The sequence below is a fragment of the Anaerotruncus massiliensis (ex Togo et al. 2026) genome, from assembly GCF_030825285.1.
Classification (GTDB): domain Bacteria; phylum Bacillota; class Clostridia; order Oscillospirales; family Ruminococcaceae; genus Anaerotruncus; species Anaerotruncus massiliensis.
In genome coordinates this window covers 1-26,351 of sequence record NZ_JAPJQF010000011.1, presented here as the reverse complement: position 1 = coordinate 26,351, position 26,351 = coordinate 1, and the positions used below count along the sequence as shown (strand labels likewise).

At 65.9% G+C, this 26,351-nt stretch carries 22 protein-coding genes and 1 riboswitch; of the genes, 11 read left to right on the top strand and 11 right to left on the bottom strand.

Going from position 1 to position 26,351, the window contains the following annotated elements:
• Window positions 1–4: 4 nt before the first annotated feature.
• The 9 genes from RCI06_RS05505 to RCI06_RS05465 all read right to left on the bottom strand — a co-directional run bounded on the left by RCI06_RS05505 (window position 5) and on the right by RCI06_RS05465 (window position 10,376).
• A complete protein-coding gene (locus RCI06_RS05505; protein WP_306574859.1) occupies window positions 5–1,147 on the bottom strand; it encodes an ABC transporter substrate-binding protein in 1,143 nt (380 codons plus the stop codon).
• Window positions 1,144–2,046 carry a hypothetical protein gene (locus RCI06_RS05500; protein WP_306574857.1) on the bottom strand — a complete coding sequence of 301 codons (903 nt, stop codon included), beginning with the start codon at window positions 2,044–2,046 and terminating at the stop codon, window positions 1,144–1,146. The genes RCI06_RS05505 and RCI06_RS05500 overlap by 4 nt, the downstream gene beginning before the upstream one ends.
• 196 nt (window positions 2,047–2,242) lie before the next feature.
• Window positions 2,243–3,202 (bottom strand): sirohydrochlorin cobaltochelatase, encoded by a 960-nt coding sequence (locus RCI06_RS05495; RefSeq protein WP_373690846.1) that lies wholly within the window; start codon window positions 3,200–3,202, stop codon window positions 2,243–2,245.
• A 203-nt stretch (window positions 3,203–3,405) separates the two neighbouring features.
• Window positions 3,406–3,585: riboswitch (cobalamin riboswitch) on the bottom strand.
• 106 nt (window positions 3,586–3,691) lie between these two features.
• Complete coding sequence (locus RCI06_RS05490; protein WP_306574854.1) at window positions 3,692–5,170, bottom strand: FGGY-family carbohydrate kinase; 1,479 nt, start codon at window positions 5,168–5,170, stop codon at window positions 3,692–3,694.
• A complete protein-coding gene (locus RCI06_RS05485) occupies window positions 5,128–5,940 on the bottom strand; it encodes a tryptophan synthase subunit alpha (RefSeq protein ID WP_306574852.1) in 813 nt (270 codons plus the stop codon). The genes RCI06_RS05490 and RCI06_RS05485 overlap by 43 nt, the downstream gene beginning before the upstream one ends.
• Complete coding sequence (locus RCI06_RS05480) at window positions 5,937–6,890, bottom strand: ABC transporter permease (RefSeq protein WP_101548735.1); 954 nt, start codon at window positions 6,888–6,890, stop codon at window positions 5,937–5,939. The genes RCI06_RS05485 and RCI06_RS05480 overlap by 4 nt, the downstream gene beginning before the upstream one ends.
• Before the next feature lie 16 nt (window positions 6,891–6,906).
• A complete protein-coding gene (locus RCI06_RS05475; RefSeq protein WP_306574849.1) occupies window positions 6,907–8,388 on the bottom strand; it encodes a sugar ABC transporter ATP-binding protein in 1,482 nt (493 codons plus the stop codon).
• A 33-nt stretch (window positions 8,389–8,421) separates the two neighbouring features.
• Window positions 8,422–9,417 carry a sugar ABC transporter substrate-binding protein gene (locus RCI06_RS05470; protein ID WP_306574847.1) on the bottom strand — a complete coding sequence of 332 codons (996 nt, stop codon included), beginning with the start codon at window positions 9,415–9,417 and terminating at the stop codon, window positions 8,422–8,424.
• 20 nt (window positions 9,418–9,437) lie between these two features.
• Entirely contained in the window at window positions 9,438–10,376 is a 939-nt protein-coding gene (locus RCI06_RS05465; RefSeq protein ID WP_172439131.1) for a sugar-binding transcriptional regulator, read from the bottom strand.
• A 339-nt stretch (window positions 10,377–10,715) separates the two neighbouring features.
• Between RCI06_RS05465 and RCI06_RS05460 the strand changes: the two genes are divergently transcribed.
• The 6 genes from RCI06_RS05460 (at window position 10,716) to RCI06_RS05435 (ending at window position 15,660) form a co-directional block, all read left to right on the top strand.
• Window positions 10,716–11,456 carry an NfeD family protein gene (locus tag RCI06_RS05460; RefSeq protein ID WP_276871814.1) on the top strand — a complete coding sequence of 247 codons (741 nt, stop codon included), beginning with the start codon at window positions 10,716–10,718 and terminating at the stop codon, window positions 11,454–11,456.
• 14 nt (window positions 11,457–11,470) lie between these two features.
• Window positions 11,471–13,099 carry a flotillin family protein gene (locus tag RCI06_RS05455; RefSeq protein WP_101548745.1) on the top strand — a complete coding sequence of 543 codons (1,629 nt, stop codon included), beginning with the start codon at window positions 11,471–11,473 and terminating at the stop codon, window positions 13,097–13,099.
• Between the two features lie 163 nt (window positions 13,100–13,262).
• Window positions 13,263–13,658 carry a DUF134 domain-containing protein gene (locus RCI06_RS05450; RefSeq protein ID WP_101548747.1) on the top strand — a complete coding sequence of 132 codons (396 nt, stop codon included), beginning with the start codon at window positions 13,263–13,265 and terminating at the stop codon, window positions 13,656–13,658.
• A complete protein-coding gene (locus tag RCI06_RS05445) occupies window positions 13,636–14,019 on the top strand; it encodes a NifB/NifX family molybdenum-iron cluster-binding protein (RefSeq protein ID WP_101548749.1) in 384 nt (127 codons plus the stop codon). The genes RCI06_RS05450 and RCI06_RS05445 overlap by 23 nt, the downstream gene beginning before the upstream one ends.
• 248 nt (window positions 14,020–14,267) lie before the next feature.
• Window positions 14,268–14,744: a peptidylprolyl isomerase gene (locus tag RCI06_RS05440; protein WP_370867176.1), complete on the top strand. Its 477-nt coding sequence runs from the start codon at window positions 14,268–14,270 to the stop codon at window positions 14,742–14,744.
• A 4-nt stretch (window positions 14,745–14,748) separates the two neighbouring features.
• Window positions 14,749–15,660, top strand: coding sequence for a CPBP family intramembrane glutamic endopeptidase (locus RCI06_RS05435; protein WP_306574840.1), 912 nt, complete (start codon window positions 14,749–14,751; stop codon window positions 15,658–15,660).
• Window positions 15,661–16,059: 399 nt separating this feature from the next.
• Here RCI06_RS05435 and ypeB read toward each other — a convergent pair whose 3' ends face one another.
• Entirely contained in the window at window positions 16,060–17,427 is a 1,368-nt protein-coding gene (gene ypeB, locus RCI06_RS05430) for a germination protein YpeB (protein ID WP_306574837.1), read from the bottom strand.
• Window positions 17,428–17,604: 177 nt separating this feature from the next.
• Here ypeB and RCI06_RS05425 point away from each other — a divergent pair, with 177 nt between their 5' ends.
• The 5 genes from RCI06_RS05425 to RCI06_RS05405 all read left to right on the top strand — a co-directional run bounded on the left by RCI06_RS05425 (window position 17,605) and on the right by RCI06_RS05405 (window position 25,678).
• A complete protein-coding gene (locus RCI06_RS05425) occupies window positions 17,605–18,747 on the top strand; it encodes a cysteine desulfurase family protein (RefSeq protein ID WP_306574835.1) in 1,143 nt (380 codons plus the stop codon).
• A gap of 21 nt (window positions 18,748–18,768) precedes the next feature.
• Complete coding sequence (gene thiI, locus RCI06_RS05420; RefSeq protein WP_306574832.1) at window positions 18,769–19,938, top strand: tRNA uracil 4-sulfurtransferase ThiI; 1,170 nt, start codon at window positions 18,769–18,771, stop codon at window positions 19,936–19,938.
• A gap of 33 nt (window positions 19,939–19,971) precedes the next feature.
• On the top strand, window positions 19,972–23,844 hold the full coding sequence (locus tag RCI06_RS05415) for a nicotinamide-nucleotide amidohydrolase family protein (RefSeq protein WP_306574829.1): 3,873 nt from the start codon (window positions 19,972–19,974) through the stop codon (window positions 23,842–23,844).
• A gap of 184 nt (window positions 23,845–24,028) precedes the next feature.
• Complete coding sequence (locus tag RCI06_RS05410) at window positions 24,029–25,060, top strand: class B sortase (protein WP_306574826.1); 1,032 nt, start codon at window positions 24,029–24,031, stop codon at window positions 25,058–25,060.
• 57 nt (window positions 25,061–25,117) lie between these two features.
• Window positions 25,118–25,678 carry a serine acetyltransferase gene (locus RCI06_RS05405; protein ID WP_207654172.1) on the top strand — a complete coding sequence of 187 codons (561 nt, stop codon included), beginning with the start codon at window positions 25,118–25,120 and terminating at the stop codon, window positions 25,676–25,678.
• 78 nt (window positions 25,679–25,756) lie between these two features.
• On the opposite strand, the gene RCI06_RS05400 is transcribed toward RCI06_RS05405, so the two are convergent.
• Window positions 25,757–26,089: a helix-turn-helix domain-containing protein gene (locus tag RCI06_RS05400; RefSeq protein WP_306574823.1), complete on the bottom strand. Its 333-nt coding sequence runs from the start codon at window positions 26,087–26,089 to the stop codon at window positions 25,757–25,759.
• Between the last annotated feature and the right edge of the window lie 262 nt (window positions 26,090–26,351).

The window sequence follows — 26,351 nt, the reverse complement described above, 5'->3', positions numbered from 1 at the left end:
GCCGTCATTGCAGCCGGTACAGGAAGCGCAGCCCGTCCGGGTCCTCCTCCGTGAGCATCCGGCGGATGTCGGAGATCATCAGGCCGAACTGGGTCGTCTCCTGGAAAAGGTTCTTTTCGGTGCACCAGACGTTGCCGTTCTGCACCGCCCGGAAGTCCCGGAGCAGCCCGTTCTTGTCGATAAGCTCGCCGAGCGAGGAGAGCTCCCCGCCGATCGTGCTGTTGTAGATGATGTAGTCCGCGTCCCTGGCCGCCGCGTAGAACTGTTCCATCTCAAGGGGCACCGTGCTGGTGGCGCTGGCGGGGTCCCCGAGGTCCTTGAAGACGTAGTTCCCCCCCGCGAGCTCGATCATCTTCGTCACATAGTCGCCGGACTTCCTGGCGACGGCGTAGCCCGACGAGCTGATGTAGAAAAACGCGACCGTCTTCCCGGTATTCTCCGCCCCGGCGGCCTCGTCCAGATAGGCGGCCTGCTCCGCGAAGAGCCGCTCGGCCTCGTCCTCCTTCCCGAGCAGCGCGCCGTAGAGCTTGATCCATTCGGTGCGCCCGAGGGGGTGAGGCTCGTAGCTCGACTGGTCGACCAGCACCGGGATGCCGAGCTCCTCCAGCTTTTCCCGCACCTCCGGGACGTGGTTGATCATTGTGGATTCCACGGCGAGGCCGCAGGAACTGGACAGGATGCGCTCAAAGTCGGGCGCGTTGTATTTCCCCGCGTAGAGGATCTCCCCCGCGTCCATCGCCGCCCGCGCGCCCGGGATATACCAGTCGCCCGCCTTCGTCCCCGAAAGCCGGATGCTGCCGAGCCCGTCGAGCGCGTCGAAGAGGCACATCGCCGAGGTGGCGACGAGGTAGATGTTTTCGACCGGCCGGCGAAGGACGGTGATCTCCCCGTCGATCCCCTCCGGGGCCTCGCGGCCCTGCGGGACGGTGAGGAAGCGGCTGCCGTCCGAAATGGTGATCAGCGTATAGCCGCCGGAATAGTAATCCACGCTGAAATTCTCCGCGTACCGCAGTTCCATGCTGCGCTCGGGCAGCCAGCCGTTGCCGAGCGCCCCCGGGCTCCCGGCGGCCGGGGCCCCGGCGCAGCCTGAAAGCGGGGAGAGGGCGAGCAGGAGGGCTGCGGCCAGGCAGGCCAGCCGCCGCTTCACTGGGACTCCGACGGCACGGCCGTCGCGGAATCGAAGCGCAGCGTATAGTCGACGTCGTGGGGCTCGCTCATCGCGATCGTCCGCGCGCTGACCGCCATGTCCGCGTCCAGAACGACAGGGATTTCAAAGGTGGAATTCCCGCCGGCGGAGAGGGGCTCGTAATCCGTCCCGTCCACCCGCATGGACTCGTAGTAGGGGCTGCTCCACACGATGACGGCCGTGGCCCTTCCGTCCGCGACCGTGACCGCCGCCGGGGACTCCACAGAGGCCCTGCCCGAGCCGCCCGACAGGGCCACGTCGACGAGGTACCGCCCGTCGGCGGGAAGCTTTCCCGGCGGGGCCGGCGAGACCGCCCCGGCGGGGAGCCCCGCGGAGTGGAAGACGAGGACCCGGTCGTACCACTTCTCCTTGCGGGTGCTCCACGCGGTGCAGTCGGTTTCCAGGTCGAGCGCGGCCACCGGGACCCGGTAGGCGTACCGGCCCTGATCGTCCTCGGTAAAATAGATGCAGTTGTCGTCCGTGTCGGCGAGCGCCTGCTCGCCGGTGCCCATATAGAGCTTTTCATAGCCCTTGCCGCCAAGCGTCAGCACCGCGGACATCTCCCCGTCCGCCACGGTGAGCTGTGCGTCGACGATCCGGAACATGGAGGAGCTTGAGGACACCTCGATCGGGTAGGTCCCCTCCTGAATCCGGTCGGCATAGACCGGCTCGGGGGCCTCCTCCCCGGGGCCTTCCCGCGCGTTTTCGGAGGCTTCCGGCTGGGAAGCGGGAGGCGCGCTCTCCGAGGACGCGGCCGGCGCGGACGCCGGGCTTTCGGCGCGCGGCGCCTCGGCCGCGCAGCCGGAAAAGAGGATGCAGGCCGCCAGCGCGGCCAGCAGAATCGTTCCAGTCTTTTTCATCGGGTGATACTCCTTTTTCGATCCCCCGGGTAAAGGCCGGGGAATTCCCTGCGATTGCTATTTTACCCGGAAGGCGGGCGCTTGTCAAAATCCGCCGGGCCGTCCCCAAAAATGAAAAACGCCAAAACCCGCGCCCGGCCGGTTTCGGCGTTTTTTTGGCGGGGCGCGGCAGGCCGCGCCCCGCCCGGCTGCGGGATTACTGCGCGATCAGCGCGCCCACATGCTCGACGAACATGTTTTGGATCTCCTCGTACTGGCCGAGGCCCCTGAGGACGCACTCGACCTCAAAGCCCGCCTGCTCAAAAGTGGTTTTCCACGAGCCCTCTTCGTCCCCCGCCATGTCGTTGTTGGCGTGGTCGCCCGCGACGATCATGAGCGGCAGCAGGACCACCTTTTTCGCGCCGGAATCCTGGACAAGCGCGAGGACGTCGTCCAGCGAGGGGGTGGCCTCGACGGTGCCGATGAAGTAGTTGCCGTAGCCCGCGGCGGTCAGGTGCTGCTGGAGCTTGGCATAGGTGGCGTTCGCCTCGTGCTCGGTGCCGTGGCCCATAAAGACCACCGCGGTGCCCTCGGCGTCATAGTCCTTTGTCTCGCCGGTGATGATCGAGACGACCTCGTCGTAATCCGCGTCGGAGACGAGCAGCGGACTGCCGACCTTGAAGCTGTCAAATTTGTCCGCGTAGGGGGTGACCTCCGCGACCACGTCGTCGTACTCGAAGCCGCTCATGACATGGGTGGGCTGTACCACGACCTCTTTGACGCCGTCGGAAACGAGCCGGTCCATCGCCTCGGTCACGTTGTCGATTGCGATGCCGTCGCGCTTTTTGAGCTTGTCGATGATGATCTGGCTCGTGAAGGCGCGGCGGACCTCATAGTCGGGATAGGCCGCCTGGAGCTTCTGCTCGATGCTGCCGATCGAAAGGTCGCGGTTGTCGTTATAGCTGGTGCCGAAGCTGGTCACGAGCAGGACCTTGTCGGCGGCCGCCGGGGCGGCCTCTTCGGGCGCGGGCTCCTCACCAGCGGAACTCGCGGGGGCGGCGGGGGCCTCGCTCTCGCCGGGTGCGGCCGCCGGGGCGCCGGAGCAGCCCGCGAACGCGAGCAGGCCGAGCGACAGGGACAGGATCAAAGCCAGGGTCCTTTTAGCGCGCATGTTCATTTTTATTTCTCCTTCTCATTGCGGTTTCCCAATTGAAGCCCGGAGGGGTCCCCGGGCAAAACGGGTCGAAAAAACGTCCGCGGCCAACCCGCGGACGTTTCTTCCAACACAAAGACAAGACATACCCGGAGCAAAAACGGCCGGCATGCCTCAAATCCTGTCCAGAACCCCGGTAGTCCGCGGGGCTGCACGCGCCGCGCACTCCGCGCGGCAGGGGGACAGGCAAGTATTCTGACTGATCACCCGCGTCCGGTCCGGACGCAGGGGCCGGCGCCTTCCCGGAATCTTTTCCAGTGGCGTCCGCCGGCCCGGCGGTGAAACACAGCAACGGCCTTGCGTGGGAATCGCACCCAGCTTCCATAACCTGTCTCCACTATGAAGTTGATGTCAGTATAGCACCGGGGGATTCCGTTTGTCAATCCGCCTATCCGCGCAAAAAGGCCGGGCCGGCGGGACCTGTCCCGCCGGCCCGGCAGTAGCGGCTGTTCGTCAGTCGCCGCAGAGGGTTTTCAGCGCGGGGTATACCCGCAGGTAGCGGGGATAGACCCGGTTATACCGCTCGACGTTTGCGGGGACCGGGTCGTAGCGCAAGCAGTTGTCCGAGCCCTGCAGGGTGTCGGTGAATTCGGTGTAGTCCCCGATCTCCCCCTGCGCGACCAGCACCGACGCCGCGATGGCGACCGCGGGCAGGTAGTCGGAGTTCCGGTAGACGTGCACGGGATGCCCCAGCACGTCCGCGAGGATCTGGCACCAGACGGGGGTGCGGGCGCCGCCGCCGATCAGGGAGATTTTACCGGGGACCCGCCCGATGCTCTCGATCCCCTGCCGGATGGAGAAGGCGACCCCCTCCAGCGCGCTGCGCGCGAGATCCTGCTTGGTGGTCTCGGGGGTGACGCCCACATAGCCGCCCCGGATTTGGGTGTCCACGACGGGGAACCGCTCCCCCACGAGATAGGGCAGGAACATCGTCCCGTGGCTGCCCGCCTCGCTCTCTTCCAGCAGCCGGTCCACATAGTCGTATTTCCCCTGCTCGCTGGGCGCGAGGGCCCGGCTGACCCACTTGTGCACGTTGCCCGCGTTGAAGAAGGGGACCACGTTGATATAGACGCCCTCCGGCATGGCCGCGAGGTTGAAGACGTCGCCCTTGGGCAGCACGTCGTCCGAGACGCAGGCCACCCAGCCGGAGGTGCCGAGATTGATGTTGAATTCGCCGTCGGCGGAGATGCCGCTGGCGAGCGTCGTGGCGCCCGCGTCGCCGGTGCCGGTGTAGACCGGCGTGCCGGGCAGGTACCCCGTCTCCGCCGCCGCCCCGGGCGTCACCGCGCCCGCCTGCTCGTGGGCGTAGCGCAGCCGCGGGAGCTTTCCGGAATCCAGCCCGGCCGCCTCCATCCAGGCGGTGTTCCAGCGCTTTTCATGGATGTCCATGAGCCCCGCGGTGGCCGATGCGGTCACGTCGCTGACGAATTCGCCCGTCAGCCGCGCGATGCAGTAGTCCTTGGAGCTGATGAGCACCTTTTCGGCCGCCCGGTAGGCGCCGGGGTTCTGCTCCTTGAGCCAGAGCAGCTTTGGGAAGGGGAGGGAGCCGTCGAACTGGTTGCCGGTGCTCCGGACGAGCTCCTCCCGGCCGATCAGCGCGGCGAGCCGCTCGGCCTCCGCCCCGGCGCGCCCGTCGGAATAGAGGATCGCGTTGCAGGTGGGGCGCAGGTCCCCGTCCACGGGGATGAGGTCCTGCATCTGCCCGCTCATGACGATCCCGCGCACATCGCCGGGGGAGATCCCCCCCGCGAAGAAGGCGCGGGAGATCTCGCGGACCGCCGCGTACCAGGAGAGGGGGTCCTGCTCCCGCCGGCCCCCCTCGGAAAAGGTCTCGATCTCCACGCTCTTTTCACAGGCGCAGGCGTTGTCCTCCGAGAGGAGGACCCCCTTTACCGCCGTGGTGCCAATGTCGAAGGTTGCGATATACCGCATCGAATTCCTCCCGCTCTTGCCGCCGCCTTGAGCTCCTTTACAAAGGCGTAAAGCGCCTCGGGCGACTCGTTGAGTTTTTTCATCAGGGCGGTGCCGACGATGGCCCCGTCGAAGCCCGCCGACAGAAGCTCCGCGACCCGCTGGGGGGTGCTGATGCCGAAGCCGGCGAACGCCCGGACGTGGGGATGGGTGTGGGCCCGGGAAAGGGGCCCGCCGAAATCCTCCGCCAGCACCGGCATTCCGGTGCGGCCCGCGTAGAGCTGCTGGTAGATCAATGAAAACCGGTCGAAGCAGTCCTCCAGCTCCCGCGCGGACATCTCGGGATTGGTGAAGCCGAGCACGTCGGTCCCGAGCGGCGCCAGCTCCCCGGCGAGGCTGTACCGCTCCTCCGGCGTCATGTCGGGGATGACGAAGGCGTCCGCAAGGTCGGCCTCCGCCATGGCGCGGCAGACGCCCGACGGCAGAAGGTCGTCGCGGTACCCCATCACCCAGATCGGGCATTCCACGGCGCCGCGCAGCGCCCTCCAGTAGCCGAGGTCGCGGCAGATCGAATGATCCGCGAGGGTGTGCGCGTGCTGGATGACCTCCCCGTCCGAGCTCGGGTCGGCGGCGGGGAAGCCCACCTCGAGGATGTCGAGCCCCGTCCTTTCACATTCCGCGGCGGTTTCCAGGAAACGCTCCCGGTCGGGGTAGCCGGCCAGCAGGTAGCCCACCAGCAGGCCGGGGCGGCCCACCGCCGCGAGGTTGCGCGGATTGACGATCTCCCTCACTTGGCATCACCGCGCCCAATCTTCTGAACCACGACCGCCAGAATGATGATGCAGCCGGTCAGCAGGTCCTGCATGAAGGTGGGGACCTGCAAAATGGTCAGGCCGTTGGCGAGCACGCCGAGGATCGCGGCGCCCACGAAGGTGCCCCAGATGTTGGGCACGCCCTCGCGGAAGACGGTGCGCCCGAGGAAGGCGGCGGCGTAGGACTGCAAAAACAGCCCGTCCCCGCCGGTCGGGTGCGCCGAGCCCAGCCGGGAGGCCATCAGCACGCCGGTGAGGGCGGCCAGCGAGGCGCACAGGGCGAAGGCGAGGTTCTTATACTTCTTGACGTTGATGCCGGACACCTGGGAGGCCGCCTCGTTGCCGCCGATGGCGTAGAGCTTGCGGCCGAAGGCGGTGTGGCGCATCACAAACCAGAAGACCACCGTGAGCAGAAGCATGATGATCGAGAGGATGGGCGCGCCGAGCACCGTTTTGGTGCCGACGTAGGTGAAGCTCTTGGGGATGTCCTGGAAGACGGTCGCGCCCCCGGTGAACCAGAAGGTGAAGCCGCCCAGGATGGTGCTCATCGCGAGCGTGGTGATGAAGGAGAGCACCCGGAACTTGGTGACGATCCAGCCGTTCACGAAGCCGATGGCAAAGCAGATGACCACCGGTGCGATGAAGCAGAGGAAGATCGGCGCGCCCGCCACCGCCATCTTGGCGCCGATGACGCCGCCGAGGCTCGCCAGGGCGCCGACCGAGAGGTCGAACTCCTCGACCGACATCACGAGGGTGGCGCCCAGCGCGATGATGACCAGCAGCGAAATCTGCCGGGTGATGTTGACGAGGTTGCCCATCGTGAAGAAGGCGTCCGGGCGCATGACGCTGAATACAATGACGATCAGAATGCCCGCAAAGATCGTGCCATACGCCCTGAGCAGTTCTGAAACGCCTGCTTTCTGTTTCATATTGATTCCTCCCTGCTTAGTTTGCATAGCAGCATGCGAGCACCTGCTCGGCCGTCAGGCCGTCGTTGACGAAGCGTTCCTTCGTCCTGCCGCCCGCCATGACCTGCACGTTGTCCGTCGCCTCCAGCACCTCCTTGAGGTCGGAGGAGACAAAGACGACCGCGCTGCCCGCGTCCGCGAGCCGGCGCAGGAGCTTGTGGATCTCGGCGCGGGTTTTGACGTCCACCGCCTGGGTGGGCTCGTCGCAGAGCAGCACCTTGGGCCGGGACATCAGCGCCTTGGCAAAGACCACCTTCTGCTGGTTGCCGCCCGAAAGCTGTAGGACCGTCTGGTTGGGGCCCTCCGTCTTGATCGAGAGGGCCTCGATCTTCTCCCGCGTGTCGGAGAGCTCCTTGCGCTCGTTCACCACGCCGAAGCGCGCGTAGCTGTCGATGGTGGAGAGCACGGTGTTCTGCTTGACGCTCAAGGACCCCACCAGCGCCTTGCCGCGCCGGTCCTCGCAGATGAGGACCATGCCGTTTTTGATCGAGCCGCCGGGGGAGGGGCGCGCGACCTGCCTGCCGCAGAGGGTCACGCTGCCCTTTTCCGCCGGGCGGTAGCCGTAGATGCATTCGAGCAGCTCGGTGCGGCCGCTGCCGCCGAGCCCGAACACCCCGAGGATCTCTCCGGCGCGCACCGTGAGGCTCGCGTCCTTGACGATCCCGTCGCGGGAGGCGATGTGCTCCGCGTCGAGCAGGACCTCCCCGTACTTGCGGGAGACGGTGAGCGTTTCGCTCACCCAGTTGTCGGTCATCATCGAGATGATGGCGTCCTTGTCCACGTCCGCCGTCCTGACGGTGCCGGCCGACTGGCCGTTCTTGAAGACGGTGATCCGGTCGGTGAGGCGGAAGATCTCGTCCATCCGGTGGGTGACGTAGAGGATGGCGGTGCCCCGGGCCTTGAGCTTGCCGATCGTCTCGAAGAGCATCTCCGCCTCCTTGTCGGTGAGGGAGGCGGTGGGCTCGTCGAGGATGAGCAGCCGGCACTCGGTCATCATGGCGCGGACGATCTCCAGCAGGGTGCGCTGGGGCGGGGAGAGCGCGGAGGCGGGGAGGCTGAGGTCGATCTCGACCTTCAGCTCCCGCATGACCGCCTCCACCCGCGCCTTCATCTTCGCCCAGTCGACGGCAAAGCCCGCTTTTTTCTCATAGTCCATCCCCAGGTAGACGTTCTCCACCCCGCTGAAGGCGGGGATGAGGTTGCGGTCCTGGTGGATGACGTTGATGCCGATGTCCCGGCTCTGGCGCGGGTTTTCAATCCGCACCGGGCTGCCGTTCCACCACACCTCGCCGCTGTCGAGGCTGTAGACGCCCGTGAGGATTTTGATCAGCGTGGATTTGCCCGCGCCGTTCTCCCCCACGAGGCCGTGGATCTCCCCCTCGGCGATTTCAAAGTCGATATCCTTCAGCGCATACATGCCGCCGAACTGTTTACAAAGTTTCTTCGTCTGCAAAAGCATTCCGTTCACTCCCGGCGAAACGATTTAGAAGCCTTATTCCTTGGTGATCAGGGTCGCGGGAGCGTAGCGGTCGCCCTTTTCGATCTCTTCGCCGTTGAAGAGCTTCACCAGTTCGTCCACGACGATCTGGGACATGCCCTCGAAGTTCTGCTCGACCGTGGCCTTGAGGTTGCTGCCCTCGTTGATCAGCTCGACCGCCTGGCTGTTGCCGTCCACGCCGGTGACGATGACCTCGTCGCGGCCCGCGTCCATGAGCGCCTGGGTGGCGCCGATGGCCGGCTCATCCCATCCGCACCACACCGCGGTGACGGAGTCCTTGGCGGAATTCGAGAGGATGAGGTTTTCCATGATCTTGCGGGAGTTTTCGATCGGGCCGGGGACCTCGACGTGCTGCTCGGTGATCAGGGTGATGTCGGGGTAATCCTTAATCATGTCGTCGAACGCCTCGCAGCGCTTCACAACGCCCGGATGCGGACGGTGGGTCAGCGCGATGACGGTGCCCTTGCCGCCCATCAGGTCCTCAAAGAGGTATTTGGTGATCAACTGGCCCATCGCGTAGTTGTCGCTGGTGGCGTTGATCATCATGCCCTCCATGTAGCCGCTGTCGCAGCCGAAGACGGGCACGCCCGCGTCAAAGGCGGTCTGGAGCTGGGGGGCGATCTGTCCGGGGTCGCAGCTCACGATGACGATCGCGTCCGCCTTGGCGGAGACGCTGTCCTCGATGCGGCTGGCCAGCTGGCCGAAGTCGCCCTTGGTGTCGACGAGGGTGACCTCCATGCCCTCCTTCTCCATGCCGGCCTTCATCATCTCGCACATCTGGTTGGTGGTCACCGAGCTGAGGTTGGCGGTGAGGATGGAGATTTTCTTGCCGGCGGCGCCGGCCGCGGCGGGCTCGGCGGCGTCGCCGCTTTCCGCGGGCGCGGACTGGGACGCGGGCGCGGGGGTGGAGGACGGCTCGGCGGAACCGCCGCATGCCGCCAGGGAGAGCGCCAGGATGCCTGCCAAGAGAACTGCCAATAGCTTTTTCATTTCATTTCCTCCTGTACTGATCAATCTTCAGGTTCTTCTATGGTTGCACGGGCGGTTTCCAAATCGGTGATGAACACGTCGATGTAACCGCTCGAAAGTGCCGCTCGGATGGAGGCCACCTTGCTGCGCCCGATGGCCAGCGCGATCGTCCGGCAGCGGTCGAGCTGCCCCAGGGTCTGGCCGATCGAGCGTTCGCACAGCTCAAGGTCGAGCACCCGCCCCCGCCGGTCGAGGTAGGAGGTGCAGACCGAGGCGACCGCGCCCTCCGCCTTCAGCCGTTCGATGTCCCGGGCGCTCAGCGCGCCGCTTTGGGCGGTGGTGGAGCGCAGGTCGATCTGGCCGATCCCGACGATCGCGGCGTCGCATTTCGCGCCCTTTTCGAGAACGGCGGCGATGTCCGGCTCCCTTACGAGCATATCCCGCGACTCCCGGCTCTGCACGATGACGGGCGCGTTGAGGATGTAGCAGCTGCCGCCGGAGCACTCCGCGAGCCGCTGGGCGATGGCGTTGGCGTGCCAGTTGACGCTTCCCGACCCGATGCCGCCCACGAGGGGGACGCACTCGAGCCCGCGCCGCTCGAGCCTGCCGATCGACCAGACCACGCGGCTGATCGTCTGCCCGCTCATGACGCCGACGCACTCCCCGTCGGCGATGTACGCGTCGAGGTACTCCGCCGCCATCCGCCCGAAGGTCTCGGGGCTGCCGTCCCGGGTGTCGAGCACGAGGGCGTCCTTCAGCCGGTAGCGCCCGGCCAGCGCGCGGCCCAGGTTGGTCTCGTCCTCGAAGGGGTTGTTGATCTTGATCGAGACGATGTTTTTCGACCGCGCGCAGGTCAGCATCCGGCTGATCTGCGGGCGGGAGATCCCCATCAGGGCGGAGATCTCCTTCTGGCTGAGGTTCTCCTCGTAATAGAGGCGGCAGACCTTTACCATCATGCGCAGGTTGTCAGTGATTGCCATAACCTCACCTCGCTTGAACATCTGTTCCAATCCTGAAATTGAGTTCACATGCATCGTATCACCCTTTTTCCGCGATGTAAATACTTTTCGGGCGATTCCCTCCGGAAATTACTTTCAAATCCAACAAGGTACACAAGCGCGTTTTTTCCGGATTGTACATTCTATCATCATTGAAATTTATTTCAAAAGCGCCGTTTCGACGCCCCGCCCCGCACGGGGTGTCCCGCCGGGCGCTCCGGACGGGTTTTATAGGCAGCGGGAGGAACCGGCCCGCGGGCAAATGAGGTTGCCTTCAGCGGTTCGATGCGGTAAAATAGGAAGCAGAGAGGGGGCGTCGGCATGGATCTGGAACGGATGCGGGTGATCTACAACTGTTTCATCGCGGGCGGCTTCGTGGTGCCCGTCCTGGACGTGCTCGTGGGGGCGATCGGCGGCGCGCTCGACCTGGGCGCGGACGCGGACGTCGGCGCCGACGCCTCAATGGACCTGGATGCCGGGCTCGACGCGGATGCGGACTTCGACGTGGACCTCGACACGGACGTGGATTTGGACGCGGACATGGACCTCGACGCGGATCTCGATATGGACGCGGACCTCTCCGCCGAAGCGCCCGCGGGCGCGGAAGGCGCGCATGTGTCCGCCGCGGGGCGCGCCCACGCGCCCGTCATCATCAACCTGATGACCCTTTCCCTGACCGCGGTGGTGTTCGGCGCGGTGGGCAGGCTCTGCCTGACCAGGCTGCCGCCCGCCGCGGGGCTGGCCGTGTCCGCCGCCTCGGGGCTGCTGGCGGGCTGGCTGCTCGGCCGCTTCGTGATTCTCCCGCTCAAGCGCAACCGCTCTTACGCGGCGGGCATCCGGGAGATCAAGGGGCAGGAGGGCGTCGTGACGCTCGAGCTGCGGGACGACTTCGTGGGGACGATCCGGGTGCACAGCGCGTCCGGGAGCCTCGTTTCCTACGACGCGCGCCCGGCGGAGGGGATCGCGCGGATCCCCGTGGGGCAGGCCGTAACCGTTGTGGAGGTCGATCCGGAAAGGATGGTGTGTATCGCGGCTCCACTGGAAGATAAACAAGAGTCATAGGGGAGGTAACGTGTATGGAGTATCTGATTACAATCGGAATTGTGGCGGCGGCCGTGGTTTTGATCCTGATCTGTATCCTGTCGACCTGGAAGAAGGTTCCGGCGGATAAGGCGGCGATCGTCACCGGCCTGGGGAAGGCCAAGGTCATCACCGGCGGCGGCGTCATCGTGATCCCCGTCATGCAGCGGATCGACTATGTGACGCTGGAGAACATGAGCTTCGACGTGAACATGCAGGGCACCCTGACCGCCGACGCCGTCCCGATCGAAGCCAACGGCACGGTGGTCGTCAAGATCAAGAACGACGAGACGATGATCCGTTCGGCCGTCGAGCAGTTCAACTGCGGGCGCGAGGCGGAGACCCGCCAGCACATCGTGGACACCGCGCGCGACGTCTGCGAGGGCCGCCTGCGCGAGATCATCGCGGATATGACCGCGGAACAGCTCTACAAGGACCGCAAGACCTTTTCCGAGCGGGTCAAGGAGGTCGCGGAGGAGCAGCTCAAGGAGCTGGGGCTGGAGCTCAAATCCTTCACGATCAAGGGCATCGGGGACCAGAACGGATACTTCGAGGCGCTGAGCAAGCCGCAGATCGCGGCGGTCAAGCGGGACGCGGAGATCGCGCAGGCCGAGGCGATCAAGGAGAGCATGATCAAGACCTCCGAGGCCAAGCGCGCGGGCGAGCAGGCCCGTCTGGAGGCGGAGGCCCGCGTGGCCGAGGCCAAAAAGGACGCGGACATCAAAAAGCTCAACTACGAGCGGGAGCGCCAGACCACCCAGGCGATTTCCGACGCGGCGTACAGCATCCAGCAGAACGTCACCCTGAAGGACATCACCAACACCGAAATGGACGCCAACGTCCTCAAGGAGCAGCGCGCCAAGGAGGTCCGCGAGGCGGAGATCCAGATCCTGATCGCGGCGGAGCAGAAGAACATCGACCTTGCCAAGCGCAAGGCGGAGCGCAAGGAAGCCGAGCTGCTCGAAACGATGGTGAAGCCCTCCGAGGCGGAGAAGCAGAAGGCCCAGCTCGCCGCGGAAGCGCAGAAGATCGCGGCGATCCTGCGCGCGGAGGCCGAGGCGGAGGCCAAGCGCCTCGATGCGGCGGCGCGGGCGGACGCGATGAAGCTCGACGCCGAGGCGCAGGCCGCGGCGAAGAAGATGGACGCGGCGGCGCAGGCGGAGCGCATCAAGCAGGAGGGCGTCGCGCAGGCGGAGATCACCGAAAAGCAGGGCCTCGCGCAGGCCGAGGCGGTCAAGCAGCTGGGCCTCGCGGAGGCCGAGGCGCTTGAGAAGAAGGCCGAGGCGCTGGCCAAGATGAACGACGCGGGCAAGCTGCAGATGGTCATTGAAAAGCTGCCGGAGATCGCCCGCGCGGTCGCGGAGCCGATGGCGAAGATCGGCAACATCACGATCATCGGCGGCGGCTCGGAAAACGGGGACGGCGCCGGCGCGGCGGACGTGGCCCGCTATACGGTGGGCGCGCTCAAGGCGGTCAACGAGGCGCTCAAGGACACGATCGGCTTCGACATGACCGAGGTCATGCGCGCCAACACCTTCGAGGCCAGGACCACCCGCAACGTCCATATGGATATGGACGTCTCCCGGAACGAACCGGAAGGCCCCGCGGACACTCCGAAAAAATAAGCGCGTAAGCGCGCCGAACGCCCCCCTGCCGCGGCAGGGGGGCGTTTTTCGGTTTGCCCCGCGTGGAGGCGGGGTACGCGCGCGAGGCAAAGTTTTTATTGACATATGCCGGATATTGCGCTATAATAACTGACATATACCGGAAACGTCGGGAGGCGATCGGATGCCGCGGCCAACAAAATGCAGGCGTATCTGCGAACTGCCCAGGCGGGAACGGTTCGGGCCGCTGGACGGCCCGCCGGAGGACGCCGTGGAGATGACGGTGGATGAATACGAGGTCATCCGCCTGATCGACCTGCTCGATTACACGCAGGAGGAGTGCGCCGCGCAGATCGGCGTCGCGCGCACCACCGTCCAGACGGTTTACGACCGGGCGCGCGGGAAGCTGGCCGACGCGCTCGTCAACGGCAGGATGCTGACGATCCGGGGCGGGGAGTACGCGCTCTGCGCCCACGCGGACCACTGCTGCGGCAGGAATTGTAAAAAACGGTGCTGTGAAAAACGGCGCTGCCAATTATTAGATGGGGGTCATTACGATGAAAATTGCGGTCACTTATGAAAACGGACAGGTCTTCCAGCACTTCGGACACACCGGGCAGTTCAAGGTGTACGAGGTCGCGGACGGCAAAGTCGTCTCCTCCGCCGTCCTGCCCACGAACGGCAGCGGCCACGGCGCGCTGGCGGGCTTTCTGCGGGAGCGCGGCGTGGATACGCTGATCTGCGGCGGCATCGGCGGCGGCGCGCGCACCGCGCTGGCCGAAGCGGGCATCACCCTCTATCCGGGCGCCTCGGGGGAGGCGGACGCACAGGTCGCGGCGCTGCTGGCGGGCAGCCTGTCCTACGATCCGGACACCGTCTGCGCCCACCACGAGGGCCATGGTGAGGGGCACGACTGCGGGAGCCACTCCTGCGGCCACTGACGGCGCGCACGCGCTGAGATTTTAAAGGTTTCGCCCGCCTTTTTCAAAAGGCGGCGGGCCCGCGGGGCGGCGCCTCGAGGCGTCCGCCGCCCGTTGCGGCGGCGTGAAGGGACCGGCGGACGCGACGCGTCCGCCGGTCCTCTTTCTTTCCGCGCGGAGGAAGGGGCTTGCGTGCGGTGCGCGGATGTAGTAAACTGAACAGGATAGTAAGAATATCCGGGCCAGCCCCGGCTTTGATGGAGGTCATTATGGTTACGATTCAGATGGAAAACGGCAAGGAGATCAAAATCGAGCTCTACCCCGACGTGGCGCCCGCCACGGTGGAGAACTTCGTGAACCTTGTCAAGGACGGCTTTTATGACGGGCTCATCTTCCACCGCGTCATCCCCGGCTTCATGATCCAGGGCGGCTGCCCGCAGGGCACCGGCATGGGCGGCCCCGGCCATACGATCAAGGGCGAATTCGCCGCCAACGGCGTAAAGAACGACCTCAAGCACACCCGCGGCGTCCTTTCGATGGCGCGTTCGGGCAACCCGAATTCGGCGGGCTCCCAGTTCTTCATCATGCACGCCGACGCGCCCCACCTCGACGGGCAGTACGCCGCGTTCGGCAAGGTGATCGAGGGCATGGACGTCGTGGATGAGATCGCCGCTGTCCCGACCGACTACTCCGACCGGCCCAAGAAGGTCCAGCGGATGGCAAAGGTCACCTATACCGAGGACTAAGCGGGTGGAAATCCAGGCCGCCCGCCGCGATTACCTGTGGTGCGGGCTTTCCCTGCTTCTCCTGCTCGGCATGCAGCTGGTGGCGGGCGTGTTGATCGCCCTTCTGATGCTTTTCGCCTCCCTTCCGCAGGAGCTCTTCATGCCGGTCACGCTGGTGGTCTCCACCGTGGTGGGGGACCTGCCGCCCATCCTGCTTCTTTCGCGCATGGTCGGCATCCCGCTGAAGAGCCTATTCACGGGGGAGCACCACCTTGAAAAGTGGGTGGGTCCCGGCTTCCTCATGATGGTCGGCGCCAGCTTTGCGAGCGGCTACCTGGCCGTGGCCGTCGAGGCTCTGCTTTCGGCGGCCGGCATCGAGCTCTGGTCGCCCGAGCTCACCCTGCCCTTCGACCTGCCCGGCTGCGTGCTCATGCTGCTGGCGGTTTCCGTTCTGGCCCCGCTGCTGGAGGAGCTCCTCTTCCGGGGATTGCTGCTGCGCACCTTCACGCGGTACGGCCCGCGGTTTGCTATCTTCGCCTCCGCGATGCTCTTTGCCTTTACGCACGGCAACCTGACGCAGGGAGTCGGCACCTTCTTTATGGGCATCCTCCTCGCGGTCATCGCCCAGCGGGCCGGCTCCGTCCTGCCCACCGTGATGATCCACATGTTCTATAACACCTTTGCCATGCTCATCAACACGGCGGTCGAGCTGCCGAACGAGGTGGCGGTGGCCGCCGCAAACGGATTTTTTGTAATCTTTGGCCTCGTGTGCGTCGGCTATCTGGTGGTGCGCTACCTCAAGCGCCGGCCCGTGTTCCCGCCGAAATGCCCCGAGTCGAAGCCGTTCGGCTTCCGCAGGCTCTTGCGGTCGTGGCCGGTGGACGTCTTTTTGGCACTCTGCTTTCTGATGGCCTTGGTGCCGGCCCAGATGCACTAGAAAAAGCCCCGGACGGAATCATTCCGTCCGGGGCTTTTTGGCGGGGCGCGGCGCTCCCGCGGGCTTGGCGGAAAACGACGCGCCTCCGGCGCGTCCGCGCGCGAAGCGCGCGCGTGCGGTCCCGCCGCACGGTTTTCCGCCCGCCGCGCGGGGAGCTTCTTTCTTTTCTCTTGCAAAAGAAAGAAGCAAAGAAAATGCGCCCGGAGGAGCGGAGCGTTCCGCGCCTGCGGGCGCGGCGCGGGGCGCTGCCCCGCGGCCCCGCAGCTTTTGAAAAAGCTGGCAAAACGTTTGGTTTGGGGACGAAGTTTCACGGGCGGCGGGCGTGGGGGCGCTGGGGGCGCGCCTGAACCCAAAGCTTTGAAGGGATCCCGGGGAAACTTTCTCGAAAGCTTCCCCGGGTTATTTCGTCATCGTTCCCTCGGGCGTCTCCAGAAGCAGCAGAATCTGTTCCTCCGCGCCGGTGGAGGCGTTGACATAGACGAGGATTTTCTGCGCGTCGTCGCCTTCGCCCGCGCGGGTCTGGAACTCATAGGTGAGCACCTCGTTCTGTCCGCTGGTGGGGATGAGCGCGAGCCGCTCGGAGAGCACGGTCAGCGAGGGACTCACCGATTGGAGGGCCTCCTCGGCGGTGATGGCGGGCTCGCCCAGGGCGCGGTCGCGGTGGTTGTTGATATAGCCGCGCGCATCGTAAAAGACGATGCTGCCGTCGTCGAGCGCGACGCCGACCTTGATGAGGTCGGTGTAGAGGATGACGTTGCCGCTCGTCGCGGCGTAGTTGATCGTGCAGACGCCGTCCGCCTTCTCATAGTAGGTGGCGCGCATGTCCTCATAGCCGAGCGAGGTGAGGTAATCCTCCCCGAAACGGAAGATCGCGTCGTTGCGCAGGCGTTCCTCGCCGATTTCGCGGCCGTTGATCAGGTAGGTGACGAGCCCGCCCGCCTTGGTCACGCCGATGCTCAGATTTTCCGCCTTGAAGGTGTAGGAGGGCATGTTGGAATTTTCGTCGTCCGCGCGGGCGAGGTCCCCGGGGTTGAGGCGGGCGGCCGAAGCCGCGGCCTGCTGCGCCGCGTCGGGGGTGACGGTCGGGCGCCCATAGGTGAGGCGGGGCCGCCGGGTGAGCAGGTGGTCGGAGAAGGGCCCGTCATAGATGAGGGTGGGATATCCGGTCATCGTCTGCTCCACGTCCTCAAACCCGGCGGATACGCCCGCGGGCCGGGTGCCCTCGGTGTCGTCGCCGCCGTCATGACGCGTGGTGCGCAGGGCAGTCACGTCGATGCGGCCGTCCCGCACCTGCCGCTCGACCCCGCCGACATAGTCGTTGAGCTTGGCGGCGTATTCGCGCAGCGCCTCCGCGTTCTGCCGGTCCTCCTCGGAGAGCTGCGCGCCGGCCGCCACTTTTTTGGAGAGCGCCATCGCGTAATCGCCCACCTGCGAAAGGAACTTATAGGTGTTGTCCATGTGCAGGTCGCTCACCGGCAGGGAGGAGAGGGCGGATTTCGCGCCGCCGCTCTCCCGCCAGATGCGCGCGGACATCTGGGAAAGCTGCGTGGGGGTGCCGACATACTGGCCCTTTTCCAGGTCGGCGGAGATGTTCGCGAGATAGCTCGACAGCTCGCCGAGCGCGCGGGCATAGGTGTTCTCGAGCTGGAGGCGGTAGTCGCGCGCGGCGGCGTGCTGCTGCACGGCGATGCCGGCGGCGACCAGCAGGACGGCGGCCAAAAAGCTGATGATGCGGATGAGGGCTCGTTTGGAGAGGGCGACGTTCATGAAGGTACCTCCCGGAAAAATTGTTGAAATTCGGATATACACCCTGTTATTTTGTGAACAAATATTGAAAATATGAGAATTTTGGTGGACATTCGTTGAAAAAAAAGCGGAATTGCGCTATACTAAAACGGATAATAGGGCGGTATGCGCCTTGGCAGAGATGGGAGCAGGGGATTGATGGAAGAAAAAACGGCATATCTGGATAACGCGGCGACCACGCGCGCCTGTCCGGCGGCGGTGGAAGCGGCGGCGCGGATGATGCGGGACTGCTTTGGGAATCCCTCCTCCCTGCACGCAATGGGGCTTGCCTCGGCGCGGGAGATGGCTGCGGCGCGGGAGGCGGTCGCGGCGCTGCTGGGGTGTCAGGCCGAGTGCGTGACCTTCACCTCGGGGGGCAGCGAGGCCAACAACCTCGCGGTCTTCGGCGGCGCGGCGGCGCGCGCGCGGCGCGGGAAAAAGCTCGTCACGACGGCGGCGGAGCACTCCTCCGTCTCGGAGGCGATGCGGCGGCTCGAGTCGGAGGGCTGGGAGGTCGCGTACGTGAAGCCCGGCCCGGATGGGAAGCTCGACGCCGGGGCGTTCGCCGACGCGGTCGACGAACGCACGGCGCTCGTCAGCATGATGCTCGTCAACAACGAGACGGGCGCAATCTTCCCGGTGGCGGAAGCCGCGAAGCGCATCCGCCGCAAAAACCCCGAGACGCTCATCCACTGCGACGGGGTGCAGGCGTTAGGCAAGCTGCCGCTGCGCGTCTCCCGCATGGAGATCGACCTGATGAGCGTGAGCGGGCATAAAATCTGCGGACCCAAGGGGGCCGGGGCCCTCTATATTCGCCGCGGCGTGCGCGTCCTGCCGCAGATCTGCGGCGGCGGGCAGGAACGGGGGCTGCGCTCGGGCACCGAGAACCTCCCGGCGATCGCCGGGTTCGGCGCGGCGTGCGCCGCGCTTAACGGGAAGGTGCCGGAGAATTTCGCGCGCGCCGAAGCCCTGCGGGACCGCCTGCGGGAACAGCTTTCGGAAATGAGCGGGGTGCGGCTGATCTCCCCGGCGGACGGCTCCCCCTACATCGTGAATTTTTCGGTGCCCGGCTACCGCTCGGAGACGATGCTCCACTTCCTCGAGAGCCGGGGGGTCTTTGTTTCGAGCGGGTCGGCCTGCTCAAAGGGGGCAAAAAGCCCCGTGCTTTTGTCGATGGGGCTGCCCGCCCCGGTGGTGGACGGCGCGCTGCGCGCGAGCTTCATCTACGGGACAAGCGAGGAGGAGCTGGACATGCTGGTTTCGGCCCTCCGCGAAGGAATCGCCAGGGTGGCGCACAAATAACAGGATGGGACAGGGAAACGAATGAAGGAACTGATACTGCTCAAATGCGGCGAGCTGGCGCTCAAGGGGCTCAACCGCCGCTCCTTTGAGGAAGTGCTGATGAAAAACTGCCGGCGCAGGCTGGAGACGCTCGGGAGCTTTAAGATCCGCAGCGCCCAGTCGACGATCTACGTCGAGCCGGAAAGTGAAGAGATCGATATCGACGAGGCGGTCGACCGCCTCTCGCGCGTCTTCGGCGTGGCCGCGCTCACCCGCGCGGCGATCGTGGAAAAGGACTTCGCGAAAATCCGCGCGGCGGCCCCCGGCTACCTGCGGGACGCGCTCGAGGGGGCGCGGACCTTCAAGGTGGAGGCCAAGCGGTCGGACAAAACCTTCCCGATGAAGTCGCCCGAAATCTGCATGGAGATGGGGGCCGCGCTGCTCGAGGCGTACCCCCGCCTCACGGTGGACGTGCACCACCCCGACGTGACCGTCTACGTGGAGATCCGCGAGGTGGCGGCCTACCTGCACACCGACCAGCTCCACGGCGCGGGAGGGCTCCCGGTCGGCACGAGCGGGCGGGCGATGCTGCTCATTTCCGGCGGCATCGACAGCCCGGTGGCGGGCTGGATGATGGCCAAGCGCGGGCTGGAGGTCATGGCGGTGCACTTTGTGAGCCCGCCCTACACGAGCGAATTCGCGCTTGAAAAGGTGCGCACCCTCTGCAAAAAGATGTCCGCCTGGTGCGGGCGGGTGCGGCTGGCGGTCGTGCCCTTCACCGAGATCCAGGAGGCCATCCGGGACAACTGCCCCGAGGACATCTTTACCGTCGTGATGCGGCGGATGATGATGAAGATCGCCGCGCGGATCGCGCATGAAAACGGCTGCGGCGCGCTCGTCACGGGGGAGAGCCTTGCGCAGGTGGCCAGCCAGACGCTCGACGCGCTCGCCTGCACCGATGTGGCGAGCGACCTGCCGGTGCTGCGCCCGGTGATCGGCATGGACAAGGACGAGATCGTGCGGATCGCCAACAAGATCGACACGTTCGAGACCTCGATCCTGCCCTACGAGGACTGCTGCACCGTCTTCACCCCCCGGCATCCCAAGACAAAACCCCGCCTCGGCTACGTTCTGGAGGCGGAGAGCCGCCTGGACGCGGAGGCGATGCTCGCGTGTGCGACGGAAAACACGCGGATGGAAACGATCGGCTAAAACGCCGCACACCAAGAAGAAGGAGGGTTTTGCTTGATCGCTGAGATTATCGGCGTCGGCGCCGCCCTTGCCGAGGACGGCGCGCTGGCGGCAAATACCCGGTTACTCGAAAAGGAACTCGGGACCTGCGGGATCGAGGTGGGGGCTTCCGCCGCCGTGGGGACCAGCGTGCAGAGCCTGCGCGCGGCGATCGCGCGCGCGCTCGGGCGCAGCGACGTGGTCATCCTGATGGGCGGGCTCGGCCCCGGGCCGGACGGCATTGCCAAGGAGACCGTCTGCGAGGGGCTCTCCCGCCGCCTCGTCATGCACGAGCCGAGCCTCAAGCGGATGAAGGAGGCCTATGAGCGCGCCGGGCGGCAGATGCCCCAGCAGGTCGCCAGGCTCGCGATGATGCCCGAGCAGTCGGTGGTCTTCCCCGGCGTGCGCGGGGTCACCCCCGGCTGCGCGCTGTCGGCGGGCAACCAGTTTCTGCTGATGGTGCCCGAGGACCCGCGGGAGTTCGTCCCGATGTTCCAGCACAGCGTCATGCCCTATCTGGCGAAGTTTTCCGACGCCGCCGTCGTGACCCGCACGGTGGGCGTCTACGGCCCCGATGAAAAGGAGATGCGCGAAAAGCTCGGCCCCATCCTGCGCTCGCAGAACCCGGCCGTCGCCGTCTATCCCCGGCGGGGCGAATTCCAGGTGCGCGTCACGGCGCGCGCCGCCGACAAGGCGCAGGCCTCGGCCATCTGCGCGCCCGTCGTGAAGGAGACCGAAAAGCGCCTCGGGGAGGCGGTCTTCGGCGTCGACTGCGGGCCCCTCCCGCAGGTCGCAGCCGGACTGCTGGCCGGGGCGAAGCTCACCGTCAGCCTTGGCGAGGCGTGCACCGGCGGGTCGCTCGGGGAGCTGCTCTCCGCCGCGCCCGGCGGCGCGGGGACGGTCGCCTACGGCGTCTCCGCCTACTCCGACCGCATCAAGCAGGATTCCCTCGGCGTGTCTGCCAAGCTCCTCAAGAAATACGGCCCCGTAAGCCCGCAGACGGCCGCCGCCATGGCGCAGGGCGCGATGGAGAAGGGAAAATCCGCCCTCGGGCTCGCGGTCACCGGCAACGCCGGCGGACGCGGCGAGGACGCGAAGCGGACGGGAACCGTCCACATCGCCCTCTGCGACGCGAAGGAGGTCTGGACGAGGAGCCTTTCGCTCCCCAAGGACACCCCGCCCGAGGCGATCCGCTACGCCGCCTGCCTGGCCGCGCTCGACCTTGTGCGGCTGTACATAACCGCCCTGCCGGGAAGGCTCCCGGGCGGGGCGCCGCTGAAGGACGCGGCGGCGGGCAGGCTGCCCGCGCCGGCCGCGGCCGGCGCGAAGGGGGAGGGCCCCGGCGCGCAGAAGAAGAAACGCGGCTTTCTCGCGGCGGTCTTCCCGGCCAGAGGGGACGCCCCCGCCGACGTGGTGCGCAAGCTCATCCTCATCGTGGCGGTCTGCGTCTTCATCGGCTCGGCGGCCTACCTCGTCAGCTTCTACGGCGGCTCGGCCAAAAACCGCAGCCAGAACGAGGAGATCGCCAAGGCGTACAGCGCCGCGCTCGGCATCGAGGACGACGGCAATATCGAGGTGCCCGACGGCTATCCCGCCGGATACCAGAAGAAGTTCGCCAACCTCTACCAGATCAACGAGGACGTGGCGGGCTGGCTTTCGATCGACGGCACCCAGGTCAACTACCCGGTGGTGCACTATATCGACAACAGCTACTACCTGCGCCGCGATTTCTACCGCAAGGACAACAAATACGGCATCCCCTGGCTCGAGGCGAACGACTCGATGGAGCCGCAGAGCGACAACTACATCATCTACGGCCACAACATGACCGACGGGCAGATGTTCGGCGAGCTGATGAAGTACAAGGGCGCGAGCGGCACCAAGGATTTCGCCAACCCCACGGCGGGCATCGAGTATCTGCGGGAGCACCCGGTCATCTCGTTCGACGACGTCTACCGGGACAACGACTATAAGATCATGGCCGTCTTCATCACCAACGCCAAGGAGGCCTACGGCCCGATCTTCTATTACAACACCTACCTGGACCTCGGCGACCAGGCCACCTTCAACACCTTCGTCGACGAGATCACCAGCCGCTCCTACTACAGTTCCAACGTTGACGTCCAGTTCGGCGACAAGTTCCTCATGCTCTCCACCTGCTCCTACGAGTTCGGGCCCGTCTCGGACGACGCGCATGTGCGCACCGTCGTGGTCGGGCGCCGGGTGCGCGACGGGGAGAAGGCGGACGGCAGCGACATCACCTACAGCGTCAACCAGAACGTCAGGCTGCCTGCGGGCTTTGCGGGCGGGCAGGCGACCGCGGAGGCGGTCAAGAACGCCAAGACCGAGTCGGCGGCGGGCCTCGTGCCCGAGCTGCCGGGCGCTTCCGCGGCGGCCAGCGCCGGCGCGTCGGGCGCGGCGGGCGGTTCCTCCGCCGCGGCGTCCCCGTCCTCCTCGCAGAGCGCCGCGCAGACGGAGTACGACGATCGGGCGCTCGGTTACGCCGACGACGCGCAGTACGCGCTGAAAAAGGCCCGCGAGGCGCGCGATGAGGCGCAGAACTACCTCGACAGGGCCGGGCGCGGCTCGGCGGGCGCCTCCGAGGCGCGCGGCGCGGCGGACAAGGCGGCGCAGGCGATGGACCGCGCGAAGCAGGCCTATTACGACGCGCTCGACGCGTCCGACCTCGCGCGGGAGATCTACGAGAAGCATCCGTCCGGCGTGACCAAGCAGGCGTACCAGGACGCGCTGGCGGCGGCCAATTCGGCCAAGAAGGAGTTTGAAAAGGCGGAGCAGTACGCCGACGAGGCGGAGAGCATCGCGCGCGACAAGGAGAAGGAGTCCGCCTCGTCGAGCAGCAGCACGGCGAGCACGGTGACGCCGCCCGCGTCGAGCGAGGCCGCGCCGCCCCCGGCGAGCAGTGAAACGCCTCCGCCCCCGCCCGCCTCGAGCGAGACGGCGGCCTCCTCCGAGGCGCCGCCGCCCAGCGAGCCGGAGCCGGAGCCGGAACCCGAGCCCTCCCCCGAGAGCAGCCAGCCGGTCGAGGAGACGGGCGGCGGCGACGAGGGCGGCGAAGGGGAGACGCAGGTCGCGGCCGCGACGGTGCGCAGCTCCGCCAACGACAAGCTCACGATCGTGACGGGAGGCAAAAAGACGACCGGGCGCGCGACGGACATCGTCGCGCGGGTCGTCATGAACGAGATGGGCGCGGGCTTCGAGGAGGAGGCGATCAAGGCGCAGGCGGTCGCCGCCTACACCTTCATCAAGCAGCAGAACAAGAGCGGCATCACCCCCTACCTCGGCACCAAGACGCCGAGCGACGAGGTGTACGACGCGGTCGAGGAGGTCGCGGGCGAGGCGGTCTACTACAAGAACAAGCTCGCCTTCACCCCCTTCTACGCGACCTCGGCGGGCGTGACCATCGCCTCGGAGGACGTGTGGGGCGGCAGCTACCCCTACCTCGTGTCGGTCGACAGTGAGATCGACGAGATGGCCAGGAACTATGAGGTCAGCGTCAAGCTGAGCGCGGACGCCGTCGCCAAAAAGGTGAAGAGCGCCCTCAAGATCGACCTCTACGACTACAGCGACGACCCGGACGACTGGTTCGACATCGAGGACTACACCGAGGGCGGCATGTATGTCAAGTCGGTGCGGGTGGGCAGGAAGACGGTGACCGGCAGGGTCCTGCGGGAAAATGTGCTCGGCCTGCGCTCCGCCGCCTTCGAGATCGACTATTCCTCCCGCCGCGACGAGTTCACCTTCACGACCTACGGCTACGGCCACGGGGTCGGCATGAGCCAGACGGGCGCCAACCTCTACGCCGCCGAGGAGGGCTGGGACTACCTCGACATCCTGGAGCACTACTACCCCGGCACCAAGGTCAAATAGGCCGGAGCCCCCGGCGGGGGCGGGCCGCCGGGCGGCGGCCCGCTTTTTCGGCGGCATCCGGGAGTTTTATAAAATTTCCTCTCCACAATCCGACGGGAATGTGCTATAATTTGAAATTGTAACTGGACTGTTTGGGGCGGCGGGGCCGCCGGGAGAATGATAAAGAGGATAAAGAGGGTTTTCTATGAATCTGCTCAAAAAGTTCCTGCGCGGGGTCTACTATTTCTGCGTGGGCGTTAAGTCGGCCGTGTGCGACTTCCTTGACTGGTACACCAACAACCGGAGCATCCCCCGCGTGCTGCGCAGCCGCGCGTCCCTCGCGGTGATCGTGCTCGCGGTGGCGGCCGGAGGCTGGGGGCTCGTCTCGGCGGTCTCCGGCATGGACCTCACCCGCAGGGAGCCCGTCTCCCCGAGCTCCTCCGTACAGGAGGAGCAGGCCTCGCAGCCGCAGCAGCCCGTCTCCGAGGCGGAGCCGGCGGAAAGCAGCCAGCCGGAGGTGGACGCGCTCGCCGGCGCGACCCGTTACGAGCCGGTGACGGCGGTGCAGCTCTCCCGCCTGCTCAAATCCCGCGCCGAAACCTATGAGAAGGAGGAGGGCGCGACCTTCACGCCTCCCGCCGCCGGGGACATCGCCGGGTGGAAGGCGGTCAACCCCGACGTGTTCGGCTGGATCACCATCGCGAACACCAACATCAGCTACCCGCTCGTCTACAACGCGAACACCAATTTCTACACCAGCCGCGGCTACTATAAAGAGGCGAGCCGCAACGGCGTCATCTGGGCGGACGGCGACACCAAATTTGACGCGAACGGCGAGATCACCTCGCGCAACTGCGTGCTCTACGGGCACAACTGGACCAACTGCTGGCGGCCGGTGCGCATCGGCAATCCGGGCGACGTGATGTTCGCCCAGCTCGCCGCCTACGACAACGCCGAATTCGCCAAGGCGAATCCCTACATCCGCGTCGCCACGCTCGGCGGCGACCACCTCTACCAGGTGTTCACCGTCTTCTACACCGACCTGAGCTTCGGCTACAACTACGCGGACGGCGCGGTCGTCAACCAGATCATCTCGACCGCCAAGGCCAAGAGCATCCACGACTTCGGCGTCACGGTCGGCCCGAACGACAAGATCATCACCCTCTCCACCTGCACGCGGGTGCTCGGCGCGGGCGACAACCAGCGGTTCGTCGTCATGGCCAAGAAGATCTCCTAGCGGACACCGGCAAAACGGCCCTCGTCTGAGGGCCGTTTTTTAAAGGAGGATATCCCTTTGAAGGACCTGATTTTTTCCATCCTGCGCCCCTTTCTCGAGGCGTATGCGATGCTGCGCTACAAGTCGATCTGGGGGCTCAAGGCGCGCCTGCAAAAGCGCCCCGGCAAGCTGATGAAGCTCACCTACGGGAATTATTTCCTGCGGCGGGGCAGCTTCGTGGGGCTCGACAGCGAGTTCGGTGGGACGCCCTGCTTCCCGCACGGCGTGCAGGGGATTTTCATTTCCAACGGCGCGAAGCTCGGGCGGGACGTGGTCATCTTCCAGCAGGTGACGATCGGCTCCAACACCCTGCCCGGCAGCAAGTGCCCCGGCGCGCCCACGATCGGCGACAACGTCTATATCGGCGCGGGCGCCAAGATCGTCGGGGGGATCACCGTCGGGGACAACTGCCGGATCGGCGCCAACGCGGTGGTCTATGAGGACATGCCCGCGAATTCGGTCGCGGTCTGCGCCCCGACCCGCATCCTGCGCAAGGAGGCGCTCGACAACACCTACACCACGACGCTCGACGGGGTGGACTACTACTTCCGGGACGGAAAGCTGCACGTCGACCGCTGACGAATGAGAAAAGGCCCGCGCTCTGCGCGGGCCTTTTTCATGTTACGCGCGCGCGCCGCCGCGGCGAACGGCCCCGGGTCAGGCCTCCCGCTGGTCGACCAGCAGGTCGATGAAGCCGTTTACCAGGCGGCGTTCGGCGGGGGTGCAGCCCTCCAGCTTGCGCAGAATGTCGCTGTTCAGGTAGTTCTGCTCGTGCGTGCTCGTGCCAAGCAGAAGCTCGTCGGGCGTCACGCCCAGCGCGCCGCACAGCTTGACGACCGTTTCGAGGCTGGGGATCGAACGGCAGTTCTCGATGTGCGAGATATAGTTGTTGGTGACGTCCGCGCGCTCCGCGAGCTGTTCCTGCGTCAGGCCCTTGCGGCGGCGCAGATAGGCGATCCGCCTGCCGAGCAGGCTGTAATCCACATACATATGTTTCCGCTTCCCTCCCTGCGCGCCCCGTGCACGGACGCGCCTATAATAAAAGGATAATGAAAAGCGCGGCAAAGAAAACTCACTATAAATCCTAAAGTACTTGTATTTATAATTATGATGCGTTATAATACGATTATACTTTGCGTGATTGTTGAGGTGGGGGATATGCGGAGATCCGGCCGGATCGCGGCGGGCCTGTTCCTGGCGGCGATGCTCTTCGCCGCCGGGTGCGGCGCCGCGGCCTCCGAACCCGCCGCCC